This window comes from Streptomyces phyllanthi (genome assembly GCF_009377205.1).
GTDB classification, from domain to species: Bacteria; Actinomycetota; Actinomycetes; order Streptomycetales; family Streptomycetaceae; genus Streptomyces; species Streptomyces phyllanthi.
The window spans coordinates 1-24,919 of record NZ_VJZE01000099.1 but is presented as its reverse complement, the minus strand read 5'-3'; the positions used below and the strand labels follow the sequence as shown (position 1 = coordinate 24,919).

General features: G+C 70.0%; 21 protein-coding genes. 9 read left to right on the top strand and 12 right to left on the bottom strand.

Annotation, left to right across the window (positions count from 1 at the left end):
• From FNH04_RS16725 to FNH04_RS16710, 4 genes are all read right to left on the bottom strand, one after another.
• Positions 1–2,238 (bottom strand): HelD family protein (locus tag FNH04_RS16725; protein ID WP_194236705.1); only part of this gene is annotated, 2,238 nt, incomplete at its 3' end.
• Positions 2,239–2,447: 209 nt separating this feature from the next.
• Positions 2,448–2,780 (bottom strand): thioredoxin family protein, encoded by a 333-nt coding sequence (locus FNH04_RS16720; RefSeq protein WP_152785003.1) that lies wholly within the window; start codon positions 2,778–2,780, stop codon positions 2,448–2,450.
• Entirely contained in the window at positions 2,777–3,205 is a 429-nt protein-coding gene (locus FNH04_RS16715; protein WP_152785001.1) for a MerR family transcriptional regulator, read from the bottom strand. Before FNH04_RS16715 ends, FNH04_RS16720 begins: the two co-directional genes overlap by 4 nt.
• Positions 3,206–3,363: 158 nt before the next feature.
• Positions 3,364–4,782, bottom strand: a complete 1,419-nt coding sequence (locus FNH04_RS16710) for a cation:dicarboxylate symporter family transporter (RefSeq protein WP_152785015.1) — start codon at positions 4,780–4,782, stop codon at positions 3,364–3,366.
• A 284-nt stretch (positions 4,783–5,066) separates the two neighbouring features.
• On the opposite strand from FNH04_RS16710, the gene FNH04_RS16705 reads away from it, so the two are divergent.
• Positions 5,067–6,782, top strand: a complete 1,716-nt coding sequence (locus tag FNH04_RS16705; RefSeq protein ID WP_152784999.1) for a sensor histidine kinase — start codon at positions 5,067–5,069, stop codon at positions 6,780–6,782.
• Entirely contained in the window at positions 6,779–7,483 is a 705-nt protein-coding gene (locus FNH04_RS16700; RefSeq protein WP_152784997.1) for a response regulator, read from the top strand. The genes FNH04_RS16705 and FNH04_RS16700 overlap by 4 nt, the downstream gene beginning before the upstream one ends.
• Positions 7,484–7,790: 307 nt before the next feature.
• Here FNH04_RS16700 and FNH04_RS16695 read toward each other — a convergent pair whose 3' ends face one another.
• A complete protein-coding gene (locus FNH04_RS16695; protein ID WP_322723180.1) occupies positions 7,791–8,999 on the bottom strand; it encodes an RNA-guided endonuclease InsQ/TnpB family protein in 1,209 nt (402 codons plus the stop codon).
• Between the two features lie 831 nt (positions 9,000–9,830).
• Here FNH04_RS16695 and FNH04_RS16685 point away from each other — a divergent pair.
• Positions 9,831–10,691, top strand: coding sequence for a helix-turn-helix domain-containing protein (locus FNH04_RS16685; RefSeq protein WP_152784993.1), 861 nt, complete (start codon positions 9,831–9,833; stop codon positions 10,689–10,691).
• 8 nt (positions 10,692–10,699) lie between these two features.
• On the top strand, positions 10,700–10,891 hold the full coding sequence (locus FNH04_RS16680) for a hypothetical protein (RefSeq protein WP_152784991.1): 192 nt from the start codon (positions 10,700–10,702) through the stop codon (positions 10,889–10,891).
• Between the two features lie 27 nt (positions 10,892–10,918).
• On the opposite strand, the gene FNH04_RS16675 is transcribed toward FNH04_RS16680, so the two are convergent.
• Entirely contained in the window at positions 10,919–11,380 is a 462-nt protein-coding gene (locus FNH04_RS16675; RefSeq protein ID WP_152784989.1) for a PPOX class F420-dependent oxidoreductase, read from the bottom strand.
• Positions 11,381–11,648: 268 nt separating this feature from the next.
• Here FNH04_RS16675 and FNH04_RS16670 point away from each other — a divergent pair, with 268 nt between their 5' ends.
• Complete coding sequence (locus FNH04_RS16670; protein ID WP_152785011.1) at positions 11,649–12,389, top strand: helix-turn-helix domain-containing protein; 741 nt, start codon at positions 11,649–11,651, stop codon at positions 12,387–12,389.
• A 7-nt stretch (positions 12,390–12,396) separates the two neighbouring features.
• On the opposite strand, the gene FNH04_RS16665 is transcribed toward FNH04_RS16670, so the two are convergent.
• Positions 12,397–13,422 (bottom strand): ATP-dependent 6-phosphofructokinase, encoded by a 1,026-nt coding sequence (locus FNH04_RS16665; RefSeq protein ID WP_152784987.1) that lies wholly within the window; start codon positions 13,420–13,422, stop codon positions 12,397–12,399.
• Positions 13,423–13,714: 292 nt separating this feature from the next.
• Between FNH04_RS16665 and pta the strand changes: the two genes are divergently transcribed.
• From pta to pyk, 3 genes are all read left to right on the top strand, one after another.
• On the top strand, positions 13,715–15,823 hold the full coding sequence (gene pta / locus FNH04_RS16660; protein WP_322723179.1) for a phosphate acetyltransferase: 2,109 nt from the start codon (positions 13,715–13,717) through the stop codon (positions 15,821–15,823).
• Complete coding sequence (locus FNH04_RS16655) at positions 15,820–17,058, top strand: acetate kinase (RefSeq protein WP_322723178.1); 1,239 nt, start codon at positions 15,820–15,822, stop codon at positions 17,056–17,058. The genes pta and FNH04_RS16655 overlap by 4 nt, the downstream gene beginning before the upstream one ends.
• 89 nt (positions 17,059–17,147) lie before the next feature.
• Entirely contained in the window at positions 17,148–18,578 is a 1,431-nt protein-coding gene (pyk, locus tag FNH04_RS16650) for a pyruvate kinase (RefSeq protein WP_152784985.1), read from the top strand.
• A gap of 470 nt (positions 18,579–19,048) precedes the next feature.
• Here pyk and FNH04_RS16645 read toward each other — a convergent pair whose 3' ends face one another.
• From FNH04_RS16645 to FNH04_RS16620, 5 genes are all read right to left on the bottom strand, one after another.
• Positions 19,049–19,597 carry a hypothetical protein gene (locus FNH04_RS16645; protein WP_152784983.1) on the bottom strand — a complete coding sequence of 183 codons (549 nt, stop codon included), beginning with the start codon at positions 19,595–19,597 and terminating at the stop codon, positions 19,049–19,051.
• An 80-nt stretch (positions 19,598–19,677) separates the two neighbouring features.
• Positions 19,678–21,009, bottom strand: coding sequence for a hypothetical protein (locus FNH04_RS16640; RefSeq protein WP_322723177.1), 1,332 nt, complete (start codon positions 21,007–21,009; stop codon positions 19,678–19,680).
• Positions 20,999–21,547: a DUF6114 domain-containing protein gene (locus tag FNH04_RS16635; RefSeq protein WP_152784981.1), complete on the bottom strand. Its 549-nt coding sequence runs from the start codon at positions 21,545–21,547 to the stop codon at positions 20,999–21,001. The genes FNH04_RS16640 and FNH04_RS16635 overlap by 11 nt, the downstream gene beginning before the upstream one ends.
• A 141-nt stretch (positions 21,548–21,688) precedes the next feature.
• The gene (locus FNH04_RS16630; protein WP_152784979.1) at positions 21,689–22,321 is read right to left on the bottom strand and encodes a DUF6230 family protein; all 633 of its coding nucleotides are present in this window, start codon (positions 22,319–22,321) and stop codon (positions 21,689–21,691) included.
• 624 nt (positions 22,322–22,945) lie between these two features.
• The gene (locus FNH04_RS16620) at positions 22,946–23,920 is read right to left on the bottom strand and encodes a tetratricopeptide repeat protein (protein ID WP_152784977.1); all 975 of its coding nucleotides are present in this window, start codon (positions 23,918–23,920) and stop codon (positions 22,946–22,948) included.
• Between the two features lie 290 nt (positions 23,921–24,210).
• Here FNH04_RS16620 and FNH04_RS16615 point away from each other — a divergent pair, with 290 nt between their 5' ends.
• Positions 24,211–24,837, top strand: a complete 627-nt coding sequence (locus tag FNH04_RS16615; protein ID WP_152784975.1) for a TetR/AcrR family transcriptional regulator — start codon at positions 24,211–24,213, stop codon at positions 24,835–24,837.
• The last annotated feature ends 82 nt before the right edge of the window (positions 24,838–24,919 follow it).

Here is a 24,919-nt window from a genome sequence, read left to right as displayed (position 1 = left end):
GGCCCCCACCGCCGCCTCCTCCAGCGCTCCCGGCAGCTCGCCCTCGTACACGACACCCAGCGCCTGCGTCGCGCGCGTGAGCGCCACGTACAGGTCGCTCGTGCCGAACCGGCCCGGCTCCACGACCAGCACCGAGTCGAACTCAAGGCCCTTGGCCTGCCGGGGATCCAGCAGCACGACCGTCTGCGTCAGGTCGGGTTCCCGGCCCGCCGTGACCCCGTCCAGTCGCGCGGCGAGCGCGCGGTGCAGATCGCGCGGCGCGATCACCGCGAGGCGCCCCTCGGCCGGGGTCAGCTCGGCGACGGCCTTGGCCACCTCGCCGGGCAGGTCGTCCAGGGCCCTGCGCACCCAGGGCCGTACGCCCGTCGAGCGGACCGAGCTCGGCGGTTCGAAGCCCGGGTTCCCCGCCCGTACGACACCCGCCGCGAGCTCCATGATCTCGGCGGGGGTGCGGTAGTTGACGCCCAGGCGCGTGTGCTCCCAGCGGTCCTCGACATACGGTTCGAGAATCCCGGCCCAGGAGCCGACGCCCGCTTCCTCCGCGGTCTGCGCGGGGTCGCCGACGAGCGTCATCGAGCGGGTCGGCGAACGCCGCATCAGCAGTCGCCACGCCATGGGCGACAGCTCCTGCGCCTCGTCGACGATGATGTGCCCGAACGCCCAGGTCCGGTCGGCCGCCGCGCGCTCGGCCGCGCTGCGGTGGTCGTCCTCCTCCTGCCGTTCGGCGAACCGCTCGGCGTCGATGATGTCGTGCGCGGACAGGACCTCGGAGGACTCCGGATCGCTGTCCTCCTTGTCCTCGAACTCGAACGTGCGGGAGGCGTACGAGACATCGAGGACGCCCTGTGCGTAGGCGATCTGGGTCTCTCGTTCACGCTCGGCGCGCGCTCGCGCCAAGCGGTCGTCCTCCCCGAGCAGTTCGGCCGCCTCGTCGAGCAGCGGTACGTCCCCCACGGTCCACGACCGCGTCACCGGGCGGCGGATGGCGGCGGCGTCCTCGTCGGACACGTACCCCTCGGGCTCGGCGAGGAAGTCGGCGACGAGGCGCCGCGGGGTGAGCCGGGGCCACAACTGGTCGATGGCCGACCAGACCTCGGGGTTCTCGGCGAGTTCGTCGCGGATCTGCGTGATGTCGCTGGGGTCCAGCAGGTTCGATCCGTCGTAGGGATCGGTGCCGATGCGTTCGGCGACCATGTCGGTGAGCGTGTTGAGGATGTGGCCCTCGAAGTGCTCGCGCGCCGCGTTGTGCGGGAGTTTCGCCTCGCGGGTGCGTTCGCGGGCGACCCGTACCAGGTCGTCGTCGAGCATGAGGATCTCGCGGTCGTGCTCGATGGCGATCACCGGGTCGGGGAGCGCCTGCCGGTCGCGTACGACGGCGGCGAGCACGTCGGCCATGTCGGCGCGGCCCTTGACGCGGGCCGCGTCCGGGGTGTCCGGGGCGGTCGCCCTGACCCCGGGGAACAGTTCGCCGACGGTCGCGAGCAGGACGCCCGTCTCGCCGAGCGAGGGCAGCACCTCGCCGATGTAGCCGAGGAAGGCGGGGTTCGGGCCGACGATCAGCACGGCGCGCTTGGCGAGCAGCTCCCGGTGTTCGTACAGCAGATACGCCGCCCGGTGCAGCGCGACGGCCGTCTTGCCGGTGCCGGGGCCGCCCTCCACCACCAGCACACCCCGGTGCGGTGCGCGGATGATGCGGTCCTGGTCGGCCTGGATGGTCTGCACGATGTCGTTCATGCGGCCGGTGCGCGCCGAGTCGAGCGCGGCGAGCAGGACGGCGTCGCCCGTGGGGTCCTCGTGGCCGGTGCGGGTCCGGTCGCCGAGGTCGAGGATCTCGTCGTGCAGGGAGGTGACCTCGCGTCCGTCGGTGGCGATGTGCCGGCGGCGGCGCAGCCCCATGGGGGTGTGGCCGGTGGCGAGGTAGAAGGGGCGGGCGACGTCGGCCCGCCAGTCGATCAGGATCGGGGTGCGGTCGTTGTCGTCGGCCCGGACACCGATACGGCCGATGTGGTGGCTGACCCCGGAGGTCAGGTCGATGCGGCCGAAGCAGAGCGAACCGTCCACGGCGTTCAGCGCGGCGAGCAGCCCGGAGCGCTCGGCGACGAGGATGTCCCGCTCCAGCCGCGCCTGCATGGGCGTGTGCCCCTGCGCGAGCGCGTCCGAGACGGCGCCCTCGGTGTCGCCGCGCAGGGCGTCCACGCGCGCGTACAGCTCGTCGACGAATTCCTGCTCGCGGCGCAATTCATCGTCGGGCAATTCTTTGTGCGAGCCCTTGTTTGACAATTCCGCTCCCGCCCGGATATACTTCGTCCAGTTGACTTTTCCGCGACCCGCTCTTCCCGAGTCGCGAACCATCGAATATACGCAGAGAAATCCCCCGAGCGCAATTGCTCGGGGGATTTCTTCGTATTCACGGCTGCACGGCGTATCCACGGGCACGACGAGGTGCGTCACAGCACGTCGGCCAGCTCCTCCAGCAGCCGCCGCTTGGACCGGGCCCCGACCATCGACCGCACGGGCTCGCCGCCCCGGAACACCACGAACGTCGGCATCGACAGCACCTTGTACGCGTTGGTGGTGCCCGGGCTGGTGTCCACGTCCAGCTGGACGACCTTGAGCCGGTCGCCCTCCTCGGAGGCGAGGGCGGTCAGTACGGGCCCCATCTGCCGGCACGGCGGGCACCAGTCCGCCGTGAACTCCACCAGCACCGGCAGTTCGGCCCCGATCACCTCCGCCTCGAAGTCCGCGTCGGTCACCTCGGTCACTCCTGCTGCTCTGCTCAACGCTCCCACCCTCCCAGCTCGCACTCCGGCTCCGGACCACCCGGAACCGCCGCCTCGGCGGCCAGCTCTTCCCGCGCCCTCTCGGCCCGTGTGAGCTGCTCGGCGACCCGCGCCCGTACGGCCGTCAGCTCGCCGATCAGCGCGTCGAGTTCACCGAGCTTGCGGCGGTAGACCGCGAGCGAGGCCGGGCAGGAGTCCCCCTCCGGGTGCCCGGCCCGCAGACACTCCACGAAGGGCCGCGTCTCCTCCAGGCCGAACCCGAAGTCCTGCAACGTCCGGATCTGCCGCAGCAGCCGCAGATCGCCCTCGTCGTACGTCCGGTAGCCGTTGCCGCTGCGCCGCGCCGACAGCAGCCCCAACGACTCGTAGTACCGCACCGCCCTCGCGGTGGTCCCACCCCGCGCCGCCAGCTCGCCGATTCGCATACGCCGACGGTAATCCTTGACGCCGACGTCAAGGCAACGGGCGGGCGCCCGGCAGACGCGGGCGCCCGGAACAGCACATGGCCGAGCGACCGGATCTACGGGGGAGGATCCGGTCGCTCGGTGTTCATGGGGGGCGGGGGCTCGCCCCCGCCGCGCGGCTACGCCTTCGCCAGCTCCTTCTCCGAGGCCTCGCCGTCCCCGTCACTCGGGGCGGCAGCGCCCTCGTGATCGTCCAGCAGCGTCGCCTCGTCGAACGGCAGCTGACCCGCGAGCACCTGGTCCACCCGCTCCCTGTCGATCTCCTTCGTCCACGTGCCGATCAGCACCGTGGCGACCGCGTTGCCCGCGAAGTTGGTCAGCGCCCGGGCCTCGCTCATGAAGCGGTCGATACCGACGATGAGGCCGACACCGTCCACGAGAGCGGGCTTGTGGGACTGGAGACCACCGGCGAGGGTGGCCAGACCCGCACCCGTCACACCGGCCGCGCCCTTCGAGGCGACCAGCAGGAAGAGCAGCAGCGGGATCTGCTCGCCGATCGACATCGGCGTACCCATGGCGTCGGCGATGAACAGGGACGCCATGGTCATGTAGATCATGGTGCCGTCGAGGTTGAAGGAGTAGCCGGTCGGAACCGTGATGCCGACCACCGGCTTGCTGACACCCAGGTGCTCCATCTTCGCGATGAGCCGCGGCAGCGCGGACTCGGAGGAGGAGGTGGACAGGATCAGCAGGAACTCACGGCCCAGGTACTTGAAGAGCGTGAGGATGTTCATGCCCGCGACGATCCGCAGCAGCGCGGCGAGCACGATGAACACGAAGAGGAAGCAGGTGACGTAGAAGCCGAGCATCAGCACGGCGAGGCTCTTCAGGGCGTCCAGACCGGCGGAACCGGTGACGGCGGCGATGGCACCGAAGGCACCGATCGGCGCGGCCCACATCACCATCGCGAGGATGCGGAAGACGAGCCGCTGGATGTGCTCGATACCGCGCAGGATCGGCGTACCGGCGTTGCCCATGGCCTGGAGCGCGAAGCCGGCGAGCAGGGCGACGAGCAGCGTCTGCAGGACCTGGCCCTCGGTGAAGGCGGAGACGATCGTCGTCGGGATGATGGAGAGGACGAACTCGACCGGCGGCAGCGCCTCGTCGGACACCTGCGCCTGACCGGTCTCCTTGACCGCGTCGGTCACCGCGAGGCCCGTACCCGGGTCCACGATGTTGCCGACGACCAGACCGATGCCGAGCGCGACGAACGACATCGTGATGAAGTAGCCGAGCGCGATACCACCGACCGCACCGACCTTGGCCGCCTTCCGTACGGAGCCGATGCCCAGCACGATCGTGCAGAAGATGATCGGTGAGATCATCATCTTGATCAGGTTCACGAAGCCGGTGCCTATGGGCTTCAGCTCGACCGCGAGATCGGGGGCGATCAGACCCACGGCGATGCCGAGGGCCACAGCCACGATCACGGCGATGTACAGGTAGTGCGTGCGGTCCCGCTTGGCTGCGGGTGCGGTAGGTGCCGTATTGGTGCTGCTGGCCACGGCTGCCCTCCTCGTCGACGACGTCGTCGGCATCATCCGGCGTGCGGCTCACGTCCGGTGGACTGGGGGAGACGAGCTCCCAGGATGGGAGACCGCCTCCCGGATGGGAGACCGCCTCCGGCTGGGATTGGGGGGTCCCAGGGGACAGGGAGGCTTGCTCCCTGCGGCTCGGGACTGAGGTCCCGGTCGGGAGTCGCGCTCCCTGGCGACCGGGTGTCGTGTTCCCTGTCGATGCCAGTGACTATCTCCCGCGTTGTGAGGGCGGTCACCCTTCCGTTCATTTAGTTCACGCTTATACGTGGATGCAGACTGTTGCCATGCGTCTCCCCGTCCCGCGCGTTCTCAAGCCCCGCAGCCTGGCCGGCCAGCTCTTCGCCGTACAGGCGGTGCTGCTGGTGGTCGTGGTCGTCGGGTACGCGGTGTTCACGTACGTCAGCGACCGTTCCCAGGCCGAGGAGGCGGCGGGCCGACAGGCGACGGCCGTGGCCCGCGCGGTCGCCGACTCCCCCTCCGTACGCGAGGCCGTCCACACCGAGAAACCCACGGTGAGGCTCCAGCCGTACGCGCTCCAGGTGCAGCGTGACACCGAGGTCGACTTCGTCACGATCATGGACCCCGAGGGCATCCGCTGGACCCACCCCGACAAGAGGCAGATCGGCCAGCACTTCCGCGGCCACATCGACCGGGCCCTGAAGGGCGAGACCTTCACCGAGGTGTACACCGGCACCCTCGGTCCGTCCGTCCGCACGGTCACACCCATCAAGGAGGGCGACCGGATCATCGGTCTGGTCAGCGCGGGCATACGGGTCGAGGCGATCAGTGCCCGCGTCCAGGAGCAGCTCACCGCGCTGACCGGCGTCGCTGCGGGCGCCCTCGCCCTGGGCGGCCTCGGCACGTACGTGGTCAACGCCCGGCTGCGCCGCCACACCCACGGGATGAACGCCACCGAGCTCAGCAACATGCACGACTACCACCAGGCCGCCCTGCACGCCGTACGCGAGGGCCTGCTGATGCTGGACGGCCAGTACCGCGTCGCCCTGATCAACGACGGTGCGCAGGAATTGCTGGGCGTGACCGACGAGGTGGTGGGCCACTCGGTCGCCGACCTCGGTCTCCCGGCCCCTCTCACGGGCGCCCTGCTGGCCTCCGAACCGCGGGTGGACGAGGTGCATCTGACCGCCACCCGGGTGCTGGTCGTGAACACCTCCCCCGTCTCCGGCGGCGAGCGCCGCGGCAGCGTGGTGACGCTGCGCGACGTGACCCAGCTCCAGTCCCTGATGGGCGAGCTGGACTCCGAGCGGGGCTTCACCCAGGCGCTCCGCTCCCAGGCGCACGAGGCCGCGAACCGGCTCCACACGGTCGTCTCCCTGATCGAGCTCGGCCGCGCGGACGAGGCGATCGACTTCGCGACGGCGGAACTGGAGCTCGCCCAGGCCCTGACCGACCAGGTGGTCGCGGCGGTCGGCGAACCGGTCCTCGCGGCCCTGCTCCTGGGCAAGACCGCCCAGGCCAACGAGCGGGGCGTGGAGCTGGTGGTCTCCGAGGACAGCCGCATCGACGACGGCCTCCTCCCGGAGTCCCTCTCCGCCCGCGACCTGGTCACCGTCCTCGGCAACCTGATCGACAACGCGGTGGACGCGGCGCAGGGGACGGTGGGGGCGCGGGTGACGGTGACGGCTTACGCGGACAACGCGGACAACGCGGACAGTGCAGCTGACGCGGACGGTGCGGCCGGTTCGGAGCTGGTGCTGCGCGTCGCCGACACGGGCGCGGGCCTGGACCCTGCCCACGGGGAGGCCGTCTTCGAGCGCGGCTTCTCCACCAAGCCCTCGGGCCCCGACGGACGAGGGCTCGGACTGGCACTGGTACAGCAGACCGTACGCCGCCACGAGGGCACCCTGACGGTGGCGGAGGCCGAGGGCGGCGGGGCGGAGTTCGAGGTGCGGCTGCCGTTGCCTACGGTTGCCGCGACACAACAGGGCCGGGCCCCGGCGGAACCGGTCCGGCCCACCACGCGTGGAGGCGGCGCATGACAGCGGGACAGGCCAGACCGACAGAACCCATACGCGTGCTGGTCGTGGAGGACGACCCCGTGGCCGCCGACGCGCACGTCATGTACGTCGACCGCGTCCCCGGCTTCACGGCGGTCGGCAAGGCGCACACGGGAGCGGAGGCGCGCCGGGCGCTGGACCGCACGCATGTCGATCTGCTGTTGCTCGACCTCCATCTGCCGGACGGGCACGGCCTGCAGCTCGCGCGTTCCCTGCGTGCGGCCGGGTACCACGCGGACGTGATAGCGGTGACGTCGGCACGGGACCTGGCGGTCGTACGGGAGGGCGTCTCGCTGGGCGTGGTGCAGTACGTGCTCAAGCCCTTCACCTTCGCCACGCTGCGGGACCGGCTGGTCCGTTACGCCGAGTTCCACGCGGCGGCGGGCGAGGCAAGCGGCCAGGACGAGGTGGACCGCGCGCTCGCGACACTCCGCGCCCCCGGCCCGGCGGCTCTTCCCAAGGGCCTGAGCGCCCCCACCCTCGAACGCGTCAGCGTGGCCCTCCGCGACTCCGGCGAGGGCATGACCGCGACCGGCGTCGCCGAGACGGTCGGCATCTCACGGATCACCGCCCGCCGCTATCTGGAGCACCTGGTGGAGGCGGGACGCGCGGCGCGGAGTCCGCAGTACGGGACGGTGGGGAGGCCAGAGTTGCAGTACCGGTGGGTGAAGGGGCAACCGTAGTCGGCTACCGGATCGCGTGAGGCGGGCGCAGACGCCACCCGGTTTGTTTGCCCCAGCCCTCGCCGCCACGGCCCTCACGGCCTGTGGCAGCGGCCCCGGGAGCGACGCAAGCCAGACTGAAGTGTCGATCAGTGAGTCCACGAACAACTCGGCGCGTGGGAGGCCCGCGTCGGCGGCCAGGCGGTGGGCGGCGTGGCGGGGCGAGGGTGAGCTTTCGTAAGGGGGAGGGTACGGCGCATGGGTCAGGCCGATGAAGAACTTCGTGACCCCACTCACGCGTAAACGCGCGGGCTTCCTGCGTCGGTGGCTATGCCACGTCGCAGAGGGCCGGCCCGGCCCTGTTGAGGACGTTCATCGCACCGACGTGGTCCGCGTTCGCTGCGAACCCGCACGTGACGCATTCGAACTTCGCTTGGGTCACGCGGTTCTCCTTCGCGACGTGCCCGCAGGACGGGCAGGTGCGGGAGGTGTTGCGGGGATCCACCGCGATCACGGTCCGACCGGCGCTTTCAGCCTTGCCTGCGAGAATCGTGAGGAACACCCCCCAACCCGCGTCGAGGATCGATCGGTTCAGCCCAGCCTTCGCTGCGCGCTGGTTCGGCAGGAGCACACCGGGCAGTTCAGGGTCGGGCTTCTGCTTGGAGGTGCGGGTCATGCCTGCCGTGTTCAGCTTCTCGTGCGCGATCACATCGTGGTGACGCACGAGGGTGAGCGCGGTCTTGTGCACGTGATCCAGGCGCTGGCGCCGGATCTTCGAATGGATCTTCGCGACCTTCCGGGCAGCGGCGCGGTGTGCCTTGGTGCGCTGCTTGGTGCGCTTGGGAAATGTCGCCAGGTACCGCTGCGCCTCGGCCAGTTCCACAGCGGCCGTGTCGAGGAAGCGAGGGTTGGCGATGTGCTCACCGTTGGAGGTGGTCACAAAGTGTGTGATGCCCATGTCGATGCCGACGACCGCGCCTGTGGTCGGCATCGGTTCGGCGGGCACCTCGTCGCAGGAGAGAACCATGTACCAGCGGTTTCCCTCCCGCTTCACCGCGATCGTCTTCACCCGGCCTTTGACGGGCCGGTGCTGGTGCACGCGGATGTGTCCGACGCCCTGGAGCCGGACACGCGTCTGCGTATCGTGCGGGGTGGAATCCCAGCGGCAGCCGTCACCGTTCTTGGGAAAGACCACCGTGTCAAAGTGCCCCGCGCCCTTGAAACGCGGGTATCCAGCCTTCTGGTCGGCCTTGACGCGGCGGAAGAAGGCCTGGAACGCCTTGTCCAGGCGGCGCAAGGTGGCCTGCTGCGAGCTGAACGACCATCGTCCCTGCCGCTCTGGATCGAACGCCCGGATTTCCTTCAACTGAGCGGACTGGTCGCTGTATTTGACGCTCGTCTTCGAGCTGTGCCGCCAGGCGTCCCGCCGTTCCTGCAGCGCCCCGTTGTAGAGCGCGCAGTGATCCCGCAGCATCTCCTGCAGAGCTTGGGCCTGGCGGACCGTAGGACGCAGGAGGAATTTGTATGCGCGGATCACAGCTGCTCCCCCCTCTCCTCCACGTGCGCTCCCGCTTCGTCTCGACGTACCGCTGCACGGTGCCGGCACTGACCGTGCCGCCCCAGGCAGCGCAGTACGAACAGCCCCGGCCCCTACCTCACCTCTCCCCGGGCAAAACCGCCCACATCCGAGTCCCACCTCCAGGCTCCCTCGCCTCTCCGAACCCCCACTCCCCCTCACACGCCCGAACCACGCATCCCACGACCCGCAATGCCGCCCGCCGCCGCGTGTCGCACGCCTCCACCAGCCGACGATGCGTGTGCCGTCGATGCCCGTCGTAAAGGACCACACGCAGGGCCCCCTCTCGATACCGCAGCGACACGTACACCTCGGCGTCTGGCGTGAACCGCCACGCACATGCCACGAATTCGGCCACCACCTGGACCGCCGCGTCCACCATGCCGCCCAGCCCGTGCGCCTGCAGCACGGCCCGCGTGGACGCCCGAGCGATCCATGAACTCACGGGCTCGGCGGGCAGGGTGAAGCTGTACGCGAGCGTCTCGGGCCCCGGCGGAGGCGTACTGGGCATTTGGCGCTCCTCCGTGAAGGCGGGACAGGCCAGAACAGCGTTCATCGCAGGCATGAGAACTCCCTTGCAGTAAGAGATCTGACGGCACATCTGACTCGGCGCGAGGAGAACCTGGGCAGGATCACGCCACGCCGTCCAGCCGCACCAGACCGTAAGCACCTCGTCACCAAGCGTAGAGCAATGGTGGAGTACATGTACTACTTCACAGGGAACTCGGGTGGACCAACCGCACACCACAACGGCAGACTGGCCCCGCCAACCGGCCGAACAGGAGGGTGCGCATGCCGCCGAGAAGTGCACCGACGGAGCGCCAGCGACGCCTCGGCGAGGAGTTGCGCAGAATGCGCCTGGCAGCGGGGATGACCACGGAGTACGCCGCCGGACTGCTGGGCATCCCTCGCACCAACGTGCCCAACATGGAGTCCGGCCGCTCCGGCATCAGCCCTGAGCGTGTACGCACCCTCTCGAGCAACTATGGCTGCACGGACGAGGACTACGTCGAGGCGCTCGCCGCCATGGCCACGAACCGAGCGAAGGGATGGTGGGAGGCGTACCGGGGTCAACTCCGGGACAACCTCCTGGACATCGCCGAGATGGAGTGGCACGCCAAGCGGCTCCGTATCGCAGTCACCGTGCACCTTCCCGGGCTCCTCCAGACCGAGGAGCAGGCCCGCGCCGTCTTCGCAGCCGTGATCCCGCCTCTCCCCCAGGACGACATCGACCTCCGAGTAGCGCACCGCATCGACCGGCAACAGGTGCTCGACCGCCCTGAGCCCCCGGCCATCGATGCGATTATCCACGAGGCCGCCCTCCGCATGGAGTTCGGCGGACCGGCGACGGCCCGGCGACAGCTCGGGCACCTCCTGCGCGTGTCCGAGCGCGACACCGTGACCGTACGTGTCATCCCCTTCAAGGCGGGCGGCTTCCCCGGCGCCGGGCAGTCCGTCATCTACGCGGAGGCCGCTGTTCCCCGCCTCGACACCGTGGAGCTGGACAGTACGCACGGCCCGGAGTTCATCGACACGGAGGCACAGCTCAGCAAATACCGGGCCCAACTCGACGCGGCCGAGACCGCGGCCCTCGCCCCCGACGCCTCGCACGCCTTCATCCGCAACCTCGCCGACGACCTCAACGACCTCTAGGAGTCCCCATGCCGGACATCACCTGGGAGCAACCCTCCTGCGGCGAAGGCGCCAACTGCTTCCGCCTCGGCACCGACCCCCAAGGCAACGCCTACATAGCCATCGCCGGTAAAGAAGACAACTACCTCACCGACACCCGCGAAGCCCTCCGCACCTTCATCCGCGACATCAAGGCCGGAAAGGCCGACCACCTCCTGTGACGGGCTCAACCGGAGCTCACCCGGCACTCAGGCAGAACCCTCCGGCAGCACCCCCGCCCGGAACGGCTCCACGCCCACGACCCGCCGTACGCGCGTCGGCTCGATCAGGATCATCAGCCGCTGTTCTCCGGGGAGCAGCCACGGGTACCGGTCCTCCCCTATGTACTTCCTCGTGAGCCGGTCCATGGCCCGCAGCGCCTCCTCGCCCTCCACGAACCGCACGACCCGTCCCCGTATCTCCGCCCGGTCGTACGGGTTCTCGGGGTCGTGGTGGGAGAGGGACACCTGCGGGTTGCGCCGCAGGTTGTCCTCCTTGACGCGGCCCACGGACGTGTTCACCATGACGTAGCCGTCCTCGATGTCGGCCCACATCGGCGACACCTGGGGCGCCCCGTCGGCGTCCACGGTCGCCAGATGCCAGAAGTTGGGGGCGAGCAGCCGCTCGCGGATGTGCCCGTCCAGTTCGTGCGTGCGGTCGGCCTCGGTCATGAGGTCAGCGCCTTCCAGCCGTTGCGTGATCGTGTTCCGCACCATCCTGGACCGGCGCCCGGTTCCGGTGCCAGGGGGCCCCGGCCGCCCACGGGCCCCACGCGTCCCACACACCTCGCGGAACCCGGCCTTCCGTAGCATGACCGCACATTCGCACGATCCGTGATTGTGGCCGAACAATCCGTAGTCATCGCAGCGCTCGCAGCCGTAACGTGGCCGTGTGCACCGACCACGAGCCCGAGCACGGCACTCCGCGCGGCCCTCGCACCTGTCGCGGGACTCGCGGGCCGCGCCCCCCGCTCCGCCCTTCGACAACCTGGCCGCCCGCAGGCTCCGTACCGGGCTCGGCATGGAGCCCGAGCACGTGGCGTACGGGATGCGCTCCTCGTACGGACTGCCCCACGTCACCCCGGACCTGGTCATCGACTGGGAGCGCGGCACCGCCGCTCCCACCGGGCCCGAACTCACCGCCCTCGCGGGCATGTTGTGGTGCTCCACGAGCGAACTGGCGGGCAGACCGCGCACCTTGCGCGAGCACCGTGTCGCCCGCGGTCTCGCCCCCGAGGACGTGGCCCGTGCCGTCGGTGTCGATCTCCTCGTGTATCTGGGCATGGAGGAGACCGGCCTGTGGCACGGCAACGACCGCCAGTGCGCCGCCCTCACCGAGCTGCTCGGTCTGTCCCTGGCCGACTTCGTCACCGTCACGGGGAGGGACGAGCGGCTGGCCGAGCTGCTCCGGGAGGCCGTGACCACCCGCCGGCAGGGGTCCGCGCGCCCCGTGGCCAAGCTGTTGTCCCTGGACCGGCGGCTTCTGGAGGTCGTCCTCCAGGAGCTGCACACCGCGTACCAGGAGCGGGTGACCACAGGTCTCACCTGGGCCAACGGCACGGCCGCCACCGACGCGAGCGAGGCCGGCCGTGACTTCCTCGACCACATCGTCGATCGCTTCTGGTCGACGGTGGGAAGGAGCCCGTACCGGCCTCAGGGCCGCTCCGCGCAGGGCACGTGACCGGCCTCTAGAACACCGACTCGGCCTCTTCCATACGGTCCTTCGGGACCGTCTTCAGCTCGGTCACCGCCTGCGCGAGCGGCACCATCACGATGTCGGTGCCGCGCAGCGCGGTCATCCTGCCGAACTCGCCCCGGTGCGCTGCCTCCACCGCGTGCCAGCCGAAGCGGGTGGCGAGGACGCGGTCGTACGCGGTCGGTGTGCCGCCGCGCTGGACGTGACCGAGGATGACCGGCTTGGCCTCCTTGCCGAGCCGCCGCTCCAGCTCGTACGCGAGGGCCGTACCGATGCCCTGGAAGCGTTCGTGGCCGAACTGGTCGATCTCGCCGTGCCCGTAGTCCATCGTGCCCTCACGCGGGTGCGCGCCCTCGGCGACGCAGACCACCGCGAACTTCTTCCCGCGGGCGAATCGCTCCTCGACCATCTTCACCAGGTCGCCCGGGTCGAAGGGGCGCTCGGGCAGGCAGATGCCGTGGGCGCCGGCCGCCATGCCGGACTCCAGGGCGATCCAGCCGGCGTGCCGGCCCATGACCTCGACGACCATCACCCGCTGGTGCGACTCGGCCGTGGTCTTCAGCCGGTCCATGGCCTCCGTCGCCACTCCGACCGCCGTGTCGAAGCCGAAGGTGCGGTCCGTGGAGGAGATGTCGTTGTCGATCGTCTTGGGGACGCCGACCACCGGCAGACCGGCGTCGCTCAGCATGCGCGCCGCCGTCAGCGTGCCCTCGCCGCCGATCGGGATCAGGGCGTCGATACCGAACTCGTGGATCATGTCCGAGGCGTTCTCGCAGGCCTCGCGCAGCCGGTCGCGCTCCAGACGGGATGAGCCGAGGATCGTGCCGCCGCGGGCGAGGATGCCGCTGACCGCGTTGAGGTCGAGGGAGCGGTAGCGGCCGTCGAGCAGACCCGCGTAACCGTCCTCGAAGCCGATCACCTCGTCGCCGTAGTGCGCGACCGCGCGGTGCACGACCGAACGGATCACTGCGTTCAGACCCGGGCAGTCGCCGCCTGCGGTGAGAACTCCGATGCGCATCGTGCTGTGTCTCCTGCTCGCTGCTGGTGCGTGCTCGGTGGTGGGTTCCGGCCGGTGTTCATTAGCCCATCCGATTGTTTCACGCCTCATAGGGCACTGCTGACTGCGTCCACTTGACGGGCGCCTTATCCAGCCGCAGGGGTAGTGTCAAGAGGGTTGTGCCCGCCGTGGCGGGTGATTTTCGCGCATGACCGGATGCATGCATCCCGGCGGGCGCGAAACGCCACGATGCTCCCCTGAGCGCCTCCCCTGGAACACAAGCGCCCCCCAGACACGGAACGGAGAACCACACGTGACGCGCAGCGTGTACGTGACCGGGATCGATCGCGGCGACGGCCGCCAGGTCGTGGAACTGGGGGTCATGGAGCTCCTGACCCGCCAGGTCGACCGGGTGGGGGTGTTCCGCCCGCTCGTCCACCACGCCCCGGACCGCCTCTTCGAACTGCTGCGCTCCCGCTACCGCCTCACCCAGGATCCGGCCGGCGTGTACGGCATGGACTACCAGGAGGCATCCACGCTGCAGGCCGAGCGGGGCACGGACGAGCTCGTCTCCACGCTCGTCGACCGCTTTCACCGTGTCGCGCGCGACTACGACGTCGTCCTCGTCCTCGGTACCGACTTCGCCGACACCCAGTTCCCCGACGAGCTGGCCCTCAACGCCCGGCTCGCCAACGAGTTCGGCGCCTCCGTGATCCCCGTGGTGGGCGGGCGGGGGCAGACCGCCGAGTCCGTCCTCGCCGAGACGCGCAACGCCCACCGGGCGTACGAGGGGCTCGGTTGCGATGTCGTGGCCATGGTCACCAACCGGGTGGCCGCGGCCGACCGCCTGGAGATCCAGGTGGGGCTGGCCTCCCGGCTGGACGTGCCCTGCTACGTCGTCCCGGACGAGCCGGCGCTCTCCGCGCCGACCGTCGCGCAGATCACCCACGCGCTGGGCGGCACGGTGCTCCTCGGTGACGACTCGGGGCTCGCGCGCGACGCGCTGAACTTCGTGTTCGGCGGCGCCATGCTGCCGAACTTCCTCAACGCCCTCACCCCCGGCTGCATGGTCGTGACCCCCGGGGACCGCGCGGACCTGGTCGTCGGGGCGCTGGCCGCCCACAGCGCGGGCACCCCGCCGATAGCCGGTGTGCTGCTCACCCTGGGCGAGCGTCCCAGTGACGAGGTCCTCACCCTCGCGGCCCGCCTGGCGCCCGGCACCCCCGTGGTCGCCGTGGAGAGCAACTCGTTCCTCACCGCGTCGGAACTGTTCTCCATGGAGGGCAAGTTGAGCGCGTTCACGCCCCGCAAGGCGGAGACCGCGCTGGGCCTGTTCGAGCGGTACGCCGACACCACCGAGCTGGCCCGGCGGGTGTCCGCGCCCAGCAGCGACCGGGTCACGCCGATGATGTTCGAGCACAAGCTGCTGGAGCGGGCCCGCTCCGACAAGCGGCGCGTGGTGCTGCCCGAGGGCACCGAGGAGCGCGTGCTGCACGCGGCCGAGGTGCTGCTGCGCCGGGGCGTGTGCGAGCTGACGCTGCTCGGCCCCGGCGACCTGATCCGCAAGAAGGCCGCCGATCTGGGTATCGACCTCGGCGGCTCGCAGATCGTCGACCCGCGGACCTCCGAGCTGCGGGAGGGCTTCGCCGAGCAGTACGCCCTGCTGCGCGCCCACAAGGGCGTCACCGTGGAGCTGGCGTACGACATCGTCTCGGACGTCAACTACTTCGGCACCCTGATGGTCCAGGAGGGGCTCGCCGACGGCATGGTCTCCGGCTCGGTGCACTCCACGGCCGCGACGATCCGCCCGGCGTTCGAGATCATCAAGACGAAGCCGGACGCGTCCATCGTCTCCTCCGTCTTCTTCATGTGCCTCGCCGACAAGGTGCTGGTGTACGGCGACTGCGCGGTCAACCCGGACCCGAACGCCGAGCAGCTCGCCGACATCGCGGTCCAGTCGGCCACCACCGCCGCGCAGTTCGGGGTCGAGCCGCGGATCGCGATGCTGTCGTACTCGACCGGCACGTCCGGATCCGGCGCCGACGTCGACAAGGTGCGGCAGGCCACGGAGATCGTGCGCGCGCGGCGGCCCGACCTCAGGATCGAGGGACCGATCCAGTACGACGCGGCCGTGGAGCCGACGGTCGCGGCCACGAAGCTGCCGGACTCCGAGGTCGCGGGCCAGGCCACGGTACTGATCTTCCCGGACCTCAACACCGGGAACAACACCTACAAGGCGGTGCAGCGCTCGGCCGGGGCGATCGCGGTCGGCCCGGTCCTGCAGGGCCTGCGCAAGCCCGTCAACGACCTGTCCCGGGGCGCCCTCGTCCAGGACATCGTCAACACCGTCGCCATCACGGCCGTCCAGGCCCAGGCCCACGCCCAGCCCCAGACCCTCAGCGAGAAGGCAAACGTCCAGTGAGCTCCACGCGTGTCCTCGTCCTCAACTCCGGCTCCTCGTCGGTGAAGTACCAGTTGCTCGACATGCGCGACCGCGGCCGGCTGGCCGTGGGGCTCGTCGAGCGCATCGGCGAGGAGACCTCCCGGCTCAGGCACACGCCGCTCCACTCCGGCGGCGAGACCCGGGAGTCGGCCGGCCCCGTTCCCGACCACGAGGCCGCGCTGAAGGCCGTGTCGGCGGAACTCGCCAAGGACGGGCTCGGGCTCGACTCCCCCGAACTGGCCGCGATAGGCCACCGGGTCGTGCACGGCGGGAAGCGCTTCACCGAGCCGACAGTCATCGACGACACGGTGCTCGCCGAGATCGAACGGCTGATCCCGGTCGCTCCGCTGCACAACCCGGCCAACCTGACGGGCATCCGTACCGCTCAGGCCCTGCGGCCCGACCTGCCCCAGGTCGCCGTGTTCGACACCGCGTTCCACACGACGATGCCGGAGTCCGCGGCGCGCTACGCGATCGACGTACGGACCGCGGACGAGCACCGCATCCGCCGGTACGGCTTCCACGGCACCTCCCACGCGTATGTCTCCCGCGCCACCGCCGAGCTGCTCGGCCGGGCGCCGGAGGAGGTCAACGTGATCGTGCTCCATCTCGGCAACGGGGCGTCCGCGTCGGCCGTACGGGGCGGGAAGTGCGTGGAGACCTCCATGGGCCTGACGCCTTTGGAGGGCCTCGTGATGGGTACGCGGTCGGGTGACCTGGACCCCGCCGTCATCTTCCATTTGGTGCGCGTTGGCGGGATGTCCATGGACGAGATCGACACTCTCCTCAACAAGAGGAGCGGTCTGACCGGTCTGTGCGGCGACAACGACATGCGCGAGATCCGCCGCCGTGTCGACGAGGGCGACGAGCGGGCGCGGCTGGCCTTCGACATCTACATCCACCGTCTGAAGAAGTACATCGGCGCCTACTACGCGGTCCTCGGCCGGGTGGACGCGGTCGTCTTCACGGCCGGGGTCGGTGAGAACGCGGCCCCCGTGCGGGAGGCCGCGATCGCGGACCTGGAGACGCTGGGCCTCGCGGTCGACGCCGAGCTGAACGCCGTACGGAGCGACGAGGCACGGCTGATCTCACCCGCGGACTCGCGGGTCGCGGTCGCCGTGGTGCCCACGGACGAGGAACTGGAGATCGCCACGCAGACCTACGCACTGGTCGGACGGGACAGGGGGGCGGGGAGCGAGCGGGTCGGCGAGTGAGTCGCACCACACCTGAGCGCATACCCGCCCATTTGTATCTTCCGCCAGACGGAATATTCCGTAGCGAAACAAACCGATAGGATCGCCCCATGCGCCGTTCGAAAATCGTCTGTACTCTCGGCCCTGCGGTCGACTCCCACGAGAAGCTCGTCGCGCTGATCGAGGCGGGCATGAACGTGGCCCGTTTCAACTTCAGCCATGGCACCCACGAAGAGCACCAGGGCCGGTACGACCGCGTCCGGGCCGCGTCCGCCGAGACCGGCACCGCCATCGGTGTGCTCGCCGACCTGCAGGGCCCGAAGATCCGGCTGGAAACCTTCGCGGAGGGGCCCGTCGAGCTGGTGCGGGGTGACGAGTTCACCATCACCACCGAGGACGTGCCGGGCGACAAGCAGATCTGCGGGACGACGTACAAGGGCCTTCCGGGCGACGTCGCCGTCGGCGACCCCGTGCTGATCAACGACGGCAACGTCGAGCTGAAGGTCGTCGAGGTCGACGGCCCGCGGGTGAGGACGGTCGTCATCGAGGGCGGCGTGATCTCGGACCACAAGGGCATCAACCTGCCCGGCGCGGCTGTGAACGTGCCGGCGCTGTCCGAGAAGGACGTCGAGGACCTGCGGTTCGCGCTCCGGATGGGCTGCGACCTGGTGGCGCTGTCGTTCGTGCGCGACGCGGGCGACGTCCAGGACGTCCACAAGGTGATGGACGAGGTGGGCCGCCGGGTCCCCGTGATCGCCAAGGTGGAGAAGCCGCAGGCGGTCGACAACATGGAGGACGTCGTGATGGCGTTCGACGGCGTGATGGTCGCGCGCGGCGACCTGGCCGTCGAGTACCCGCTCGAGAAGGTCCCCATGGTGCAGAAGCGGCTCATCGAGCTGTGCCGCCGCAACGCCAAGCCGGTGATCGTGGCGACCCAGATGATGGAGTCGATGATCACCAACTCCCGCCCCACGCGCGCGGAGGCGTCCGACGTCGCCAACGCGATCCTGGACGGCGCGGACGCGGTGATGCTGTCCGCCGAGTCGAGCGTGGGCGCGTATCCGATCGAGACCGTGAAGACGATGTCGAAGATCGTCGCCGCGGCCGAGCAGGAGCTGCTCGCCAAGGGCCTGCAGCCCCTCGTCCCCGGCAAGAAGCCGCGCACGCAGGGCGGTTCCATCGCCCGCGCCGCCTGCGAGATCGCCGACTTCCTCGGCGGCCGGGCCCTGGTGGCCTTCACGCAGTCCGGCGACACGGCACGCCGCCTGTCCCGCTACCGCGCGAGCCAGCCGATCATCGCGTACACCACGGACGAGTCCACCCGTAACCAGCTGTCGCTCAGCTGGGGCGTGGAGTCCCACGTCGTGCCGTTCGTGAAGAGCACCGACGCGATGGTCGAGCTGGTCGACCAGGAGATGATCAAGCTCGAGCGCTTCCACGCGGGCGACATCGCGGTCATCACGGCAGGCTCCCCGCCCGGCGTCCCGGGCACCACCAACATGGTCCGGGTCCACCACCTGGGCGGCGGCGACCGCGACTGACGCCTCCGGCGCCCAACACGGCCGTACGACGACGAGGGGCGCTCCCGCGCGGCGGGGGCGCCCCTCGTGCGTCCGGGAGGCCCGGGCCTGCCCGGCTGTGTGGGTCACGGAGGCCGTTGCAAGAGCCCCGGAGAGCTCCGGGCACGTCCCCCGGCCTTCGGATTCCCCGGCCCCTCGGAAGTCCCCCGGCTCTTCGGGGCTCCTCGGCTCTTCGGAAGTCCCCCGGCTCTTGGGGGTTCCCCGGCTCTTGGGGGTTCCCCGGCCCCTCGGGTTCCCCAGCTCTTCGGGGTTCCCCGGCCCTTCGGAAGTCCCCCGCCCCTCGGGGCTTCCCGGACTGCCCCAGGGTTTCCGTCACTTCCCCCAGGCCGCTCCAGGCTCCCACGCCGCCCCAAGGGGTCCCTGCGCCCCTCCTGGGCCCCGGGCCACCCCGCAGAAGTACCCCGCGCCCTCCGCGGGCACCGTTCCGCGGCCTACGGCAGCTCGCCGATCAATTGCTCCCACGTCTCGTACTCGCCCCACCGCGGGTGATCAGCGAGATACGGAGCCAAGACCCGTACGGGCGCCAACCGGAGCCGTATCGTCCGCAGGGCGAGGATCCTCGGCCGGTCCAGCTCACGCCACCGCGGGGCGAGTTCCGCGGCCTCCTCGGGGCCCATCGGGAGGGCGTCCAGCGCCTGTTCGAGCACGGGGCCGGGATCGAGCAGGGGGATGTCCTCGCGGGGGCGCAGTGTGCGCAGGAGCCAGGATCTGAGCCACAGATCGCGCATCAGCCACTCGCCGCGCTGCGGGCCGGTCGCCCGCTCGGCGGCGGTCAGCAGGGACCGCCACGCCCCGGCGGTCGCCCGCCACTGTTCGTCGGTCAGCCCGCCCGGGTCCTCCTGGACACGGGCGGCGAACTGCTGTGCCGCGGCGATCCACTCGTTCACCGACCCACCGGCCCGGCCCACGTCCGGCGCCGACCAGCGGCGTACGTGCGCGTCCAGATCGAGCCGGTCGAGGTCGTCGAAGAAGTCGTTCACCGATGGTCCCCCGCCGCACATGATCATGGCCCGGCCCCTCACGGCGTGTGAGGAACCAGGCCACGGTCCTGACTGGCCACTCAGTCGGTGGTGTACTGGTTCATCCCCGGGACGTGCAGCGTCCCGCCGAACTGGGCGGCCTGAGTGACCTTCACGTTGGTGAAGTAGATCAGCGGGATGTTCAGCGGCGGCGGGTGCTCCGGGCTGAACGTGACCGGGATCAGACCGAGAAGATTGCCGGAGATGCTCTCCGTGTACATGACCGTCTTACCGTCGCGGATGGTGGACGTCGTGCCCTTGCCCGCCTGCACGTGGTAGGTCTTGCCGAGCTGCTCGTCCTTGACGATCTGGTGCAGGTCCCCGATGTCGGAGCCGTCGGAGATCTCGTACTTCAGCACCTCCTTGACGGTGCCGTTGGCCGTCTTCACCTTGACGACGCCCTTGTAGTCGGCGCCCTTGAGCAGCAGCGAGCTGGCCTCCAGGTACCAGGGGTCGTCCGCGAGCGGGGGTATGCCCTTCTCGACTCCGCTCTCGTCGTCCGTGGCGGCCGGGCAGTCGTCCGCGTCCACGGCGGGGCTCTCGGACGGGCTCGGCGACGCGGACTCGGTGGCGTCGCCGACCGCCGTGTCCGCCTTGTCCGCGGTGTCCTCGGCCGCGTCGGTCACGTCCTTGGCCGTGTCCTCGACGGACTTCTCGACCGTGTCCTTCGTGTCCTCGGCCGTGTCCTTCGCGTCCTCGGCGGCCTTGTCCTCCGTGTCCCCGTCCGCGCCGGAGGCGTCCTCACCGGCCGACTCGGAGGGGGTCGCGGACGGCGTCGCCGTGGTGTCCCCGGTCTCCTGGTCGTCGGGCGTGAAGACGTCCTTGATCGCGTCGCCTATCTGCTCCAGCACGTTGTCGCTGGACTCGGACGGCTCCTCCGTGGAGGTGTCGTCCCCCGAGGAGTCGGCCGGCTCGCTGGTGGAGGGGGACGGCTCGGGCTCGGTCTTGTCGTCGGAACCTGAATCCGACGAAGAGTCGCCACCCGAGGAGTCGTCGCTCGAGGAGTCGTCACCCGAGGAGCTCTGCTCCTCCTTGCCGTCGTCGGACGCGGCTTCGCTCGTCGAGGTGGAGGGCGAGGGCGAGGCGGTCGTCTCCTCGTCCGCCTCCTCGGCGGCCTCCAGCGCCTCGACGCAGTCCTTGTACTCGTCGACCGTCAGGTTCTTCGACGACGGCTTGTCGTCGGCCCGGGCGAGCGTCGGTGTGAACCCCATCCCCATGAGGACCGCCGTCGGCATCGCCGCCACGGCTATCGCCTTGCCCGCGGGCACCTGCAACCGGGTGAGCAGCGGCTTCCGGGGCAGTGCGTGCCGCGGTCCGGATCTCGCGCGGGACTCCCCCACCGCGGTCCCGCGGGTCTCCTCCTCAGCCGGCACTGTGCCTCCCGTTCGTCCCGTTCGTCGGGGTGGTACCTGACAGGTCGTCGAACTCGCCGCTCGCCCCGTTCGCGGCCCCGGCGGCCGCCGGCTCCGGGGCTACCGCGTCGTGCTTCGCCGTGGCCTCGACCGGCGGCTTCTCAGCCCCCGGTGCCCAGGACACGGCCATCGCGCCGCCGATCATGGCGAGCAGGAATCCGATCAGGAAGCCACCGAGGTTGGAGACCGGAATGGACACCAGCGCGAGGAGGATCGCCGCGACACCCGCGAAGACCCGCACATGCCGCTGGAACCACAGGCTGACCCCGAGCACGCACAGCAGGACGCCGATGATGAGGGACCCCGCGCCACCCGTCGTCGCCATGGCCAGGGTGAGGTGACCGATCTGAAGATTCGCGTACGGCAAGTACATGATCGGGAAGCCGCTGAGCAGGACGAACAGCCCGGCCCAGAAGGGACGAGTGCCTCGCCAGGCGTGGAATCGCCGCCGAATGACGCGGAGATAGTGCTCGTTCTGCCCCGTTGACTCGGCGCTCATGGACAACAGCTCCCTGGAACGGCGTTGCTGTGATTCACGTACGGGAAGCGCGGGGACGCGGTTCACGCACGGAGAAGTTCACGTGTTGGAGAGGACGGGCGGGCGAAGAAGCCGAGACCCCCTCACCCGCCCGGAGAGTGCCTAGTAGCACTCGTTGACGCCCTTGTGCAGCGACATCTTCAGACCGCTGAGCTTGAAGGTTCCGGCGGTGGTCGCCCACGCCGTCTGCTTCACGTCGGTCAGCGTGGCCGACTCGGCCTGCTGCGCGAACCCGTACGGGTTCGCCTGCTCGCCCTTGACCATGCCCGGACCCTTGCTGGCGTCCTTGGCGGCAACACCGATGTCGATGTTGTGGAAGGTGGCGTCGGCGCTGAGCTGCTCGACGTCGATGTACAGGTTGTCGGCTTCGACCTTCTTGCCACCCGTACCGGCGGTCAGCTTGAGGCTGACGGTGCCGATGAGCGGGATGTCCGGGGTGACCACGGACTGGCACATGTTGGTGATCTCGGCGTGCTTGAACGCGGAGACCGCAACAGGGTGGGCCGTCTTCTCACCCTTGAGGGTGTAGCCCTGGTCGATGGCCCCGTACTGCGAGAAGCCCGTACCGTCGAGCTGCCCCGCCGTCACCTTGAACGACTGGCCAGAGACGCTGAACGACGCGGCGAGCGCGCCCGACGAGAGGGCCACACCTATCGCTGCCGTGGCGGCAACGCTGGGCACCATGACCACAGCGAACCGCTTCCATCTGGTCCCGCCACGCACCTGGGACTCCATATTTCCTCCTTCTCGGACGTACATCTCCTGGTTCCGACTCGCCCCTTGACGGCGGCTCAGCCAGGCAGGGATGGGAGAAGTGCTACGTCCTCGGGAAGGAGAGCGCCCGAACTCGGAGGCACGAACCGCGCCCGAATCACCGGCGATCACCCCCGAGCGACAACCACTGGTCGCGCCTGACACGCATCACGCACAACCTGCCGGACAGGCTCTGCCGACCGGGCAGAGACCCCCCTGTCCAAGAGCCGGCGCCACTGCCGCCGGCTCTACTCGGTGGGGACCCAGAAAACCCGTTGACCCGACTGGCTGACGGGGTACGGGGAATGGACCGAGCGTGGCCGATCGTGGTCCATTCTCGCCGCCGTCGCAAGGGGGTTCGTTACTGGCTAGTAACGGACGTATAACTGGGGCTTGACCCACCGGCGCCGGGCGACAACTCAGGGTCGCTGCAAGGGAGTCAACAGACCAGCCGATCTTCGGACAGAATCCGACAGAACGACCCCCATCTCTTACTCCAAGTAACAGCGGCCGCGATTACCAAGATTTGGTAAAGCGCGGCCGCGATGTCGCTCTGTCGGCAAATCTTTCACGCGGGCACCACAGGCCCCGGCGTTTAGGGACTGGTCAGAACAAGGCGCGCGCCAACGCCCGCCGCGCAGCGGTCACCCGGGGGTCCTCGGCGCCCACCACCTCGAACAGCTCGAGCAGCCGCAGCCGTACGGTGTCCCGGTCCTCCCCGGCCGTGCGCTGCACCGTCTCGATGAGCCGCCCGAACGCGTCCTCCACATGCCCGCCCACCAGATCCAGGTCGGCGGCCGCGATCTGTGCCGGGACGTCAAGGGGGTTCTCCGCGGCGACCTTGCGTACCTGCTGCGGGTCGGCGTCCTGCACCCGCTGGAGCAACTCGGCCTGGGCCAGGCCCAGTTTGGCCTCCGTGTTGCCCGGGTCGTCGCTCAGCACGTTCTTGTACGCCTGCACCGCGCCGCCCAGATCGCCCGCGTCCAGGGCCTGTACGGCGGCTTCCAGCAGATGGTCGTACGGACCGGCCGGAGTCTCGGGAACCCGCTCGGCACCACCGGGCTCGGCATCCGGATCCACCGTCAGACCCGTGAGGCCGAAGCGCTGCTCGGCGACCTGCACGAGCTGCTCCAGGGTGCCGCGGATCTGCGCCTCAGGGGCGGCGCCCTGGAAGAGCGGCAGAGCCTGCCCCGCCACGACGGCGAAGACGGCCGGGATCCCCTGTACCCCGAACTGCTGCATCAACATCTGGTTCGCGTCGACATCGATCTTGGCAAGGACGAACCGGCCGTTGTACTCGACGGCGAGCCGCTCCAGCACCGGGCTCAGCTGCTTGCAGGGCTGGCACCACTCGGCCCAGAAGTCGATGACGACGGGCACCTCGGCGGACCGCTGCAGGACTTCCCGCTCGAACCCGGCCTCATCGACGTCGATCACCAGGTCGGCCGGGGAGACCGCCCCTCCCCCGCCCTGACGGGCCGCTTCGGCGCGCGTCTGCTCCGCCTTCGCCTTGGCCTCCTGGGCCGCCTTCACCGCGGCGAGGTCGACGACTCCGCTCATGGACATGTTCCGTGGCTGCATGAGTACATCCTCCCCCTTCCCCGCACCCCTGCGGCCGCATCCTCCCGGGAGACAACGCCCGACCCCCCGGCCGAAAAGCCGCAAAAACTCTCAGAAAGCCTCAAGCCGAACAAAAAACTGCTTCCACGTCGGGTCCCCACCCGGCACCACAGCGGTCGTCACTCACCCAGCTTTCGATACGAGTCGTAGCGTAACTGGCCCGAAGGCCGCCACGGAACCTCGCATCCGTGATCTCCCTCACCGGCCCGAAGGAAACCTGGAGCGCGAGAACGGCCGGATATGGTCGACGGATGCAGCGCCCCACTCCCGCCCCACGGGCCACCGGCCGCCCGCGCAGCGCCGCCGCGAACGCGGCGATCCTGGCGGCGACGCGTGCCGCCCTGGTGGAACTCGGCTGGTCCGGGCTGACGCTCGGCGACGTGGCGGCCCGGGCGGGCGTCGCCAAGACGACCCTCTACCGCCGCTGGGCGGGCAAGAACGAACTCGTCGTGGACGCGGTGGCGGAACTCTTCGACGAACTGCGCCTGCCGGACCGCGGCAGCCTCGCCGCCGACATAGAGGGCGTGGTCCTGCAGTTCGCGGCGATCCTGGACCGCCCGGAGGCGAAGAGCGGGCTGATGGCGGTGGTCTCCGAGTCGACCCGCGACGAGGCCCTGCGGGCGCGCATCCGCACGTCGATCGTCGACCGCCAGAAGCGCCTGGTCCTGGAGGGCCGGGCACGTGCGCAGGCGCGTGGCGAGCTGCCGCCGGAGAACGACCCGGGGGCGGCGGCCCACACCGTGGACCTGATCTTCGACATGGTCGCCGGCGCCGTGGTCCACCGCACGCTGGTGAGCGCGGAGCCGGTGACCGAGGACTGGGCCCACGGGTTCGCCCAGGTACTGCTCCAGGGCCTCACAGGCCGCCCGGCTCATTGATCCAGCCCGTCCGGCGCTTGAGGACGAGGCCGTGCGGGCCGACTAGCGGGGGTCTGGGGACGGCAGCCCCCAGGGGCGGGAC